We start from the raw sequence: 10,158 nt of genomic DNA, 5'->3' as shown, positions 1-10,158 counted from the left end.
ATCGGCTTGCATTGTGAATGCATCGGCTTGCATTGTGAATGCATCGGCTTGCATTAAAAACGCTACGCTTTTACGCAAAGTTGTACTTAGTTAACCAGGCAGATTGCTTGCCTTGGGCAAATCTGATACTAGTTTCGTATTAGAGATTACCAAGAAATAAATTATCCAATCTTGTGGGGTGGGCGACACGAGCGCCCTTGGTTATGGGCGGACAAGATGTCCACCCCACAAGAAAAATTGTATGTTTTTTTATTTGGAAGTCTCTTAATGTTTCAAAGTCAGCCTATAGTCCCTGCCGCAAATGTGGGGATTTTACAAAGAAAGCAGAAGGCAAAAGGAAAAAAGTACTAACAAAAACTTTAGTTATGGGTTATTGCCCACTAGTATAAAAAAAATTGTGTCTCCTGCTACGCATCTCGACACAAGGCCTCCATACTTCAATTCCACGTTTTTAAACGTGGCTTCCCTCCTGCCTTCTGCCTACTGCCTTCTGCCTCCTGCCTCCTGCCTCCTGAATTTGTTGATAGTAAGCATAGGCATACCCGCCGCTTGAGAAATTCATATTAAGTCGAAGTAGTTAGGATCTAGGTGCAGGGGTCACTGAAGATTCATTTCTTTAGTTTATCTAAAGTCGCATCTAAGTTATCAAATTACCTTTCTAAGATAGAAGCAGCAACTATAAGTTGCTACAGATGACTAAAACCCAATTAACAAGTAGTTGCTGCGGAGAACATAAAAATGACTAAAGCGCCGGAATCTTTAGACTTATCTGCCTACGATGCTACAGACAGAGCTTTAGATCGTGACTGTACAACTTTATCCCGTCACGTCCTCCAACAACTTCAAAGTTTTTCGCCAGATGCACAGGATTTGAGTGCGTTGATGAATCGCATCGCCCTAGCCGGAAAACTGGTGGCTCGGCGGATGAGTCGCGCTGGTTTAATGGAAGGTGTTCTGGGATTTACTGGGGAAGTTAATGTCCAAGGCGAATCCGTCAAAAAGATGGATGTTTATGCCAATGATGTATTTATCTCAGTGTTTAAGCAAAGTGGCTTAGTTTGTCGCCTCGCTTCTGAGGAAATGGAAAATCCTTACTACATCCCGGAAAATTGTCCCATTGGCCGCTATACCCTGCTGTATGACCCAATTGATGGCTCATCCAACACTGATAATAATCTCAGCTTAGGTTCCATTTTCGCCATTCGCCAACAAGAAGGAACTGATAGCGATGGTAAGGCAACTGACCTACTCGCCAACGGACGTAAGCAACTCGCTGCCGGATACATCCTATATGGCCCCTGCACGATGCTGGTTTATACTATAGGTAAGGGCGTTCATTCCTTTGTTCTCGATCCCAGCTTAGGAGAGTTTATTCTCACAGAAGAAAATATTCGCATTCCTAACCACGGGTCTGTTTACAGCGTGAACGAAGGTAACTTTTGGCAGTGGGAAGAATCAATTCGAGAATACATTCGCTACGTTCATCGCACAGAAGGCTACAGCGCTCGTTATAGCGGCGCAATGGTGAGCGACATCCATAGAATTTTGGTTCAAGGCGGCGTGTTTCTCTACCCAGGGACAATTCAAAACCCTGAAGGAAAATTACGCTTGCTTTATGAAACGGCTCCTCTCGCCTTTTTGATTGAGCAAGCAGGCGGTCGTGCTACTACAGGACTAGTAAATATCTTGGATGTGGTGCCAAAAAAACTGCATCAGCGCACACCTTTAATTATTGGTAGCAAAGAGGATGTAGCTAAGGTGGAGTCTTTTATTCAAAACGGACACTAGTGCCGCAAAGCGGAATTCAAAATTCAAAATTCAAAATTCAAAATGAATACAACGTAAGCGTTTCGTTGATTTGGAATGGTGAGGCAGTCCGGTCTTGGGGGTTCCCCCCATGAAGAACTGCTGTTAGCGTAGCGTTAGCGAGCCTGCGAGCGTCACCCGAAGGGGTGGTTTATTTACGCCGTGCTGTACTAGTGTGAGAAGGCAGAGATAAAAGAAAAAAGCTTGTAAATTAAGCTTTTGAACTTTTTTCGACTCAATAGTTATTTTTGCGATGCTGCACTAGAAGATTAAGACAAAAGTATCAAGGATGCATCTAGCATCTGGCATTAATTAAAAGTTAATCATGGTGATTTAGGATTAGGAATGCAAAATAGCACTTCTTGAAGATGTATTAAAGATTATCTCAGCCGGCCGATGCAATAAGTGATTGGCAACGCCACAATTCAAAAGTCACCATCAACATTTGATCGGTTTTGTCAACTTACTTAGAAACATCACTATACAGGAGTGAAACAAATTAGAGCTATGTCTACCAATCATCTACTAGAAATTAACCAATACGGTCAAAGTATCTGGATGGATAATTTGACCCGTGACATTATTCAATCAGGGGAACTCAAAGAACTGGTTGAAAATCAAGGAATCTCTGGGATTACTTCTAACCCAGCGATCTTTGAAAAAGCGATCGCTGGTAACGTTATTTATGATGCCGATATCGAAGCCGGAGTTCGGGCTAACTTACCCATAGACAAAATTTACGAATCCCTGGTTTTTGCAGATATCCGTAATGCCTGTGATATTTTACGCCCCGTTTATGAAGCCTCGAATAGATTAGATGGTTATGTGAGTATTGAAGTACCGCCAACCATTGCCCATGATACTGAAGCAACCATAAGCGAAGCCCGACGCTATTTTCAAGAAATTGGTCGGGAAAATCTGATGATTAAAATTCCTGGTACAGAACATGGTTTGCCAGCAGTAGAACAGGTAATATCCGAAGGGATGAATGTTAATATTACGCTGCTGTTTTCTGTAGAAAGCTATGTAAACACAGCAATGGCTTATATTCGGGGCTTAGAAAAACGAGTGGCTGAAGGTAAGGACATCAGTAAAATTGCTTCAGTAGCTAGTTTCTTCCTCAGCCGGATCGATAGCAACATTGACGGCAAAATTGATGCTAAGTTGAAAAAAGGCGTTGATGATATTTCCGTGGAAGCAAAGCTAAAAGCTGTTAAAGGAAAAGTAGCGATCGCTAACGCTAAGATTGCGTATCAAGAATACAAGAAAATCATTAGAAGCGAGCGTTGGCAAGATTTGGCAGCAAAAGGGGCCACACAACAACGGCTACTTTGGGCTAGCACCAGCACCAAAGACCCCAACTACAGAGACGTGATGTATATCGAAGAGTTGATTGGCCATGATACCGTCAACACCGTACCACCAGCGACCATTAAAGCTTGTGCCGATCATTGTAACGTAGGCGATCGCTTAGAAACAGATTTAGATAATGCTTACACCCTGATCGAAAACCTCAAAGATCCCGACATCAACATCGATCTCGATAACGTCATGGATGAACTGTTAGTCGAGGGTATTGACAAGTTTATCCAGCCTTTCCAGTCCTTGATGAACTCTTTAGAAGAGAAGATCAAGGTATTGTCACCAGTGTAGGGAACAGAAGAGGGGAAAAGGTTAAAGGGTAAAGGGTAAAGGTATAGTTCTTCCCCTTTCCCCCTTCCCCTTTCCCCCTTTCCCTTTCCCCAATCCTAGTACCAAATCTAAAATCCAAAATTGTTATGGTTAGTCTGCTAGAAAATCCCTTGCGCGTTGGTCTGCAACAACAACGGATGTCCGAACCCCAGATTATAGTCATTTTTGGCGCTTCTGGCGATCTCACCTGGCGCAAACTAGTGCCAGCACTTTACAAATTGCGGCGAGAACGGCGTATTCCCCCAGAAACAACCATTGTCGGTGTGGCACGTCGAGAATGGAGCCATGAGTACTTCCGCGAACAAATGCAAAAGGGGATGGAAGAAGCACATGCGGATGTTGATTTAGGGGAACTCTGGCAAGATTTCTCTCAAGGTCTGTTCTATAGCCCTGGGGATATAGACAACCCAGAAGGCTACCAAAAACTGAAAAACTTATTGAGTGAATTAGACGAAAAACGGGGCACACGAGGTAATCGCATGTTCTACCTCTCAGTTGCCCCCTCATTCTTTCCCGAAGCGATTAAGCAGCTAGGAACCGCCGGGATGCTAGAAGATCCCTACAAACATCGTCTAGTAATTGAAAAACCTTTTGGTCGGGATTTGGCTTCTGCCCAAAGTCTTAACCAAGTGGTACAGAAATATTGCAAAGAAAACCAAGTATACCGGATTGACCATTACTTGGGTAAAGAAACAGTTCAAAATTTGTTGGTGTTTCGCTTTGCCAATGCGATTTTTGAGCCGTTGTGGAATCGTCAATTTGTTGACCACGTGCAAATTACCGTGGCAGAAACCGTGGGAGTAGAAGACCGGGCTGGTTATTATGAAAGCGCCGGCGCACTACGGGATATGTTGCAAAATCACCTCATGCAACTTTACTGTCTAACAGCGATGGAAGCGCCTAACGCAATGGATGCCGACAGCATCCGCACAGAAAAAGTGAAGGTACTCCAAGCTACTCGTTTAGCTGATGTTCAGAATCTGTCGCGGTCAGCAGTACGCGGTCAATATAGTGCTGGCTGGATGAAGGGTCAAGCAGTGCCAGGATATCGGACAGAACCAGGCGTTAATCCCAACTCCACCACACCGACCTACGTCGCCATGAAGTTTGTGGTAGATAACTGGCGCTGGAAAGGTGTTCCTTTCTACTTGCGTACCGGGAAGCGGATGCCGAAAAAAGTCAGTGAGATTTCGATTCACTTTCGCGAAGTTCCGTCTCGGATGTTCCAATCAGCTGCCCAACAGACAAACGCCAATATTTTGACGATGCGGATTCAGCCGAATGAAGGTATTTCCCTGCGTTTTGATGTGAAAATGCCAGGGGCAGAATTCCGTACCCGTTCCGTTGACATGGACTTTAGTTATGGTTCCTTTGGCATCCAAGCTACATCTGATGCCTACGATCGCTTATTCCTTGATTGTATGATGGGCGATCAAACATTATTCACCCGCGCGGACGAAGTAGAAGCCGCTTGGCAGGTAGTAACGCCAGCCCTTTCCGTTTGGGATGCACCCGCCGACGCCAATACTATTCCCCAGTATGAAGCTGGAACCTGGGAACCAACAGAAGCAGAATTCTTAATTAACCAGGATGGCCGTCGCTGGCGCAGACTCTAAATATTAGTCATTAGTCATTGGTGAGCCAGCGCGGTCTTGGGGGTTTCCCCCATGAGTGACTGGCGAACCCGTAAGGGTCATTAGTCACTAGTAACAACAAATGACAAATGACCAATGATAAAATTCAAAATCCAAAATCCAAAATCCAAAATCTACTATGGCTCCCCAAGCTTCTACAATTTATTCACTTCAGGCGCCAAAAGATATTTCGCTTAACGAAATAGAAGCGGAACTTCATCAAATTTGGCAAAGTTATGGCATTACTGGCGAGGACGGTGGGCTTCCTGCTGCCACCCGCGCCACAACATTTACTTTAGTGGTTTACGAACCCGAAGAAACCCAATATCTTTTGGCTACTTTGGGATTTTACAACGGCCCGCTTGACGGGATTTTAGGGCCTCAGATGGTAGCTGCCTTGCGGCAAGTGCAGACAAAATATGCCCTGCCAGATACGGGAACAGCAACACCTGAAACCCTGGCTATCTTGAGAGAAGAATTCATCAAACGTCAAGGAAACGGTGCTACGGGAGACAATGGTTCTATTGAACTTCCCAGCTTAAGTTTAAATGCCCCAAGCCCCAGAATTGCTGATGAAATCGCCCTCCGCAACCCCTGCCGCATCATCGCGCTATTTCCCATTACTGGCGAAGATGAAGGGGTTAAGGCTCAGGTTTCTGCCTATTGCCCAATCCAAAAGCAATCGTCAAGCACACTAATTTGCTGCGAATACATCACTCTCAGTGGAACTGCTGCTGCCTTAGAACGCATCGGTGGTATGCTTCCAGCATTGTTGATTGGCGGCTTACCAAAGTTTCTCTGGTGGAAAGCAACACCAGACCCCAATAACGCTCTATTCAAGCGATTGGCAGCCGTCTGCAATAATGTGATTGTAGATTCTTGCCGCTTTAACGAGCCAGAAAGTGATTTACTCCACCTCCAAGATTTGGTGGAAAGTGGGGTTCCTTTGGCTGACCTCAACTGGCGTCGCCTATCAGCATGGCAGGAATTGACAGCTGAAGCTTACGACTCGCCTAATCGTCGGGCCGCCCTTGGGGAAGTTGACCGAGTAACTATTGATTACGAAAAAGGCAACCCGGCACAAGCATTGCTGTTTTTGGGTTGGTTGGCAAGTCGTCTAGGATGGCAGCCAGTTTCCTATAAAAAGGAAACCGGAGATTATGATATCACTCGCATTAACTTTATTGCCCAAGACCAACGCCAAGTAGAAACCGAATTAGCGGGTGTTCCCCTTGCGGATGTGGGTGAAATTGCTGGCGACTTGATTGCTTTGCGCCTCAGTTCGACCAATCCGAAGGCAGACTGTGGTACAGTAATTTGCTCGGAAACTGGTGGTTGTATGCGGATGGAAACCCACGGCGGCGCTCAATCTGCTGGTCTGTTTCAACAGGTGACTTCACTTTCGGAACAAAAGGCGGAAGCATTGCTGAGTCAGCAGGTACAACGCTGGGGTCGCGAGTCACTTTTTGAAGAAAGTCTGGGAGTGACTGCGAATATTTTCAAATTGGAAACAAATAGTTAGTTGCGCCTGGAAACAATAAAAGTTACCAAAATTGCGAAAATCAAACACAAACTCTTCAGATTTTTGGATATTTCAATCATCTGGAGGGTTTTTCTATAGCGCTTCTCGGTTGAGTCCAATACAGACCTAACCCCCAGCCCCTTCCCTACAAGGGAAGGGGAGTAAGATTCAAAGCCTCTCTCCTTTTAAGAGAGGAATGGAAGTGAGGTCAGAGTATATTGCATCCACGCGAGAACCGCCATATTTTCCTTGGTGTTAAATCAATACTGTTCGGTTAAAGCAAGAGACGGGATTCATCATGTCTCTACAATAATCAATCTTTTGTCTTGACGGCGTATCGCGTCTTTGGCGAGCAATAATTTTCATCAAAAAATCTTAATCGAACCGTATTGTCCCAACCTTCTCCTAAGCTTGGGCTACGCTGTACACATTAGTCTTTTAGAGTTGCTGTGTAATTTCTGACTTTTCACGGTATTTGGAAAACCTCTCTTCTATTCCTCTCTTCCTTTTAGGAGAGAGACTTTGAATTTTCCCCCTTCCCTGCGAGGGAAGGGGGTTAGGTCAATCGTTAGCTTTTCCACATAATGTGAAAAGTCAGGTGTAACTTAGGGTGGGCTAATCTTTGCAAGTCGATGTATTAACATAACAAGTCAATGCATTGGCATAGCAGGTCGATGCATTGGCATAGCAGGTCGATGTATTAACATAACAGGTCGATGTATTGGCATAACAGGTCGATGTATTAACATAACAGGTCGATGTATTAACATAACAAGTCGATGTATTAACATAACAGGTCGATGCATTAACATAGCAGCTCAAGACGTGGGACAGCTTTAGAAGACTTTTGTGTACACTGTAGCCTTGCTTGGGAGAAGGATTTAGGGTGAAAGCTCATCAATTCATGCAAGAAGTCTATTGAAAAGATACCTCGTATTTACCTCCACGCTCCAGGGCGCGTTTGTAAGCAGGTCGTTCGTGAATGCGCTCGACAAATTCTTTCAGCTTTGGCCGGTTCTCAACTTCTTCGGGGAGTGCAGCGATTACTTCTAGGGGAAAGCTCATTTGGATATCGGCGGCGGTAAATTCATTGCCTACAAACCACGTATTTTTACGGAGTTCGTCTTCTATGTAGTCAAAGTGAAGTTTGATCTGGGGCGCGACGAATCCGCTAACCGCGCTGCTGTCGCCTGCCCCGAAATTGTTCAATATCAGCCGCATCACCAACAGTGGCATTGCCGAACCTTCGGCGTAATGCAGCCAATACTTGTAGCGCAGATACTCTGGCGTATCCGATGCTGGGGCTAACCGACCATTACCGTAGCGATCGACTAGGTATTCGATAATTGCACCCGATTCAGCGATCGTCAAGTCTGCATCTGTGATTACTGGTGACTTGCCGAGGGGATGGACTTGGCGCAGCGATTCCGGTGCCATCATCGTCTTGGCATCGCGTTCATAGAACTCGATCTCGTATTCGATACCTAATTCTTCAAGCAGCCACAGCACCCGCTGCGATCGCGAGTTGTTAAGATGATGCACTGTAATCATAAAACTTTCCTCTTTTGCTAGCTAATTGTTATCCGATCTCGGCTAATCTCCAACTGTATTATTAAACAGACGTTTTCAACCTAACTCCCCTAATTGGGTGGTTTTCTAGTTTCTAATTGGTATAAGTTTGAGTTAGTTAGTTGGAGAAACTGGTGCATCTGCTTTTGCAAAAAGCAACGATAAACACACAGCCAATAATCGAAATAGTTGCTACATAAAAACCTAATTTGTTTCATTTATGGCTTTAGTCATTGCCGGAGAACGTAGTGGGGTGGGTAAGACAACAGTCACGCTCACCCTTTTAGCATCTTTGTGCCGTCGCGATCGCTTGGTACAATCTTTTAAGGTGGGGCCAGACTACATCGATCCGATGTTTCATCAACACGTAACTGGTCGTGCTTGTCGCAATTTAGACCCTGTATTGACTTCTGAAGCCTACGTTCAGCAATGTTTTGCCTATCATAGCCAACTGAGTGAATATGCCCTCGTGGAAGGGGTGATGGGGTTGTTTGATGGAATTTCGTCATTAGCCATTAGTCATACCCTGCGGGAAGGCAAAGCGCCTATGTCATTTGCAAAGGACAAAGAACAAAGGACAAATGACGAAGGACAAAGGACAAATGACAAAGGACAAATAACAGACTTTGCGAGTACGGCACACATTGCGCGGCTGTTAGATTTGCCTGTGGTGTTAGCGATTGATTGCAGTCGTTTATCTGGTTCTGTGGCTGCGATCGCGCACGGCTATCGATCTTTTGATCCCCGAATTAAAATAGCTGGGGTAGTATTAAATCGCGTCGGCAGCGATCGCCATCTCTCTCTCTTGAAAGATTCCCTAGAACCCTTACAATTACCCATTCTCGGCGTAATGCGCCGTCAAGATAACATCACAATTCCCGATCGCCACTTGGGTTTAGTACCCACAGCCGAACTTCCCGAACTCAATGCTTTAATCGATCGTCTCGCCGATTTAGGAGATACTTGCTTTGACTGGCAGCGTTTATTACCTTTGTTAAAATCAGAACCCCTTTCTTTTTTTGCTTCATCTTCCTTATCTGCCTCATTCCCAGTTAGGATTGCAGTAGCCCGCGATCGCGCTTTTAATTTTTACTACCAAGACAATCTCGATTTGCTGCAACAGCTTGGTGCAGAATTGGTTTTCTGGAGTCCTTTAGAAGATACTGATATACCAAAAGATATCCAGGGAATGTATTTTGGCGGTGGTTTCCCGGAAGTTTTTGCCCAGCAACTCGCAGAAAATTCTAGCGTTCGTCATGCAGTGAAAACGGCAATACTTAAAGGAATGCCTACAATCGCCGAATGCGGAGGATTAATGTATTTGTGCGAGCAAATTATCGATTTTGAAGGTAAATCTTGGTCAATGGCGGGAGTGCTACCAACATCTGCTGTGATGGGTGGACGTTTAACTTTGGGCTATCGTCGTGCTGTAGCTTTGCAAGATAATTTGTTAGTTAAAGCAAATACAACTGTTTACGGACATGAGTTTCATCGTTCCCATTTAACCTTAACTCCGACTCAACCCCTATTTGAAACCTTTCGCTACGATTGTGACGAAAATATGGGATGCGAAGGATGGGGTTTACCTGCAAATATTTATGCTTCTTATGTTCATCAGCATTGGGGAGAAAATAGAGAAATTCCCCAACAGTTTCTTAAAGAATGTCTAAAAGTAGCATCATCAAAAACGTGGATTTAAGCCAACACAGTTCAGATAACCCCAAAACCTTCATGTAGAGACGCGATAAATCGCGTCTTAATTTATTGTGGATTATGGGGACAAAGATACACAAAAAGGCAGTAATATCATGTCCGTATAATTAGTTATGATTTCCAAAGTCATTGCACCCCACCCCCAGCCCCTCCCCGCTTGCGGGGAGGGGAGACAAAGCATAGCTTTGGCGGGGTGAAGTTCTTCAGGTTTAATAAGTAATC

6 protein-coding genes are annotated in these 10,158 nt (G+C 44.8%); 5 read left to right on the top strand and 1 reads right to left on the bottom strand.

Features of this window, described 5'->3' with window-relative positions; genetic code table 11:
* The first annotated feature begins 738 nt into the window (after positions 1–738).
* From fbp to opcA, 4 genes are all read left to right on the top strand, one after another.
* Complete coding sequence (gene fbp / locus RM368_RS24415) at positions 739–1,788, top strand: class 1 fructose-bisphosphatase (RefSeq protein ID WP_194043026.1); 1,050 nt, start codon at positions 739–741, stop codon at positions 1,786–1,788.
* A 525-nt stretch (positions 1,789–2,313) separates the two neighbouring features.
* Entirely contained in the window at positions 2,314–3,459 is a 1,146-nt protein-coding gene (gene tal, locus RM368_RS24410) for a transaldolase (RefSeq protein WP_322696432.1), read from the top strand.
* Between the two features lie 125 nt (positions 3,460–3,584).
* A complete protein-coding gene (gene zwf, locus RM368_RS24405; RefSeq protein ID WP_322696431.1) occupies positions 3,585–5,114 on the top strand; it encodes a glucose-6-phosphate dehydrogenase in 1,530 nt (509 codons plus the stop codon).
* 157 nt (positions 5,115–5,271) lie between these two features.
* The gene (opcA, locus tag RM368_RS24400; protein WP_322696430.1) at positions 5,272–6,654 is read left to right on the top strand and encodes a glucose-6-phosphate dehydrogenase assembly protein OpcA; all 1,383 of its coding nucleotides are present in this window, start codon (positions 5,272–5,274) and stop codon (positions 6,652–6,654) included.
* A 915-nt stretch (positions 6,655–7,569) separates the two neighbouring features.
* Here opcA and RM368_RS24395 read toward each other — a convergent pair.
* A complete protein-coding gene (locus RM368_RS24395; protein ID WP_322696429.1) occupies positions 7,570–8,205 on the bottom strand; it encodes a glutathione S-transferase in 636 nt (211 codons plus the stop codon).
* Between the two features lie 238 nt (positions 8,206–8,443).
* On the opposite strand from RM368_RS24395, the gene RM368_RS24390 reads away from it, so the two are divergent.
* Positions 8,444–9,922: a cobyrinate a,c-diamide synthase gene (locus RM368_RS24390; RefSeq protein ID WP_322696428.1), complete on the top strand. Its 1,479-nt coding sequence runs from the start codon at positions 8,444–8,446 to the stop codon at positions 9,920–9,922.
* Positions 9,923–10,158: the final 236 nt, after the last annotated feature.

The organism is Nostoc sp. DedSLP03, assembly GCF_034530815.1.
GTDB lineage: Bacteria > Cyanobacteriota > Cyanobacteriia > Cyanobacteriales > Nostocaceae > Nostoc.
The sequence above is the reverse complement of the archived record's forward strand: the minus strand, read 5'-3'. Positions and strand labels throughout refer to the sequence as shown.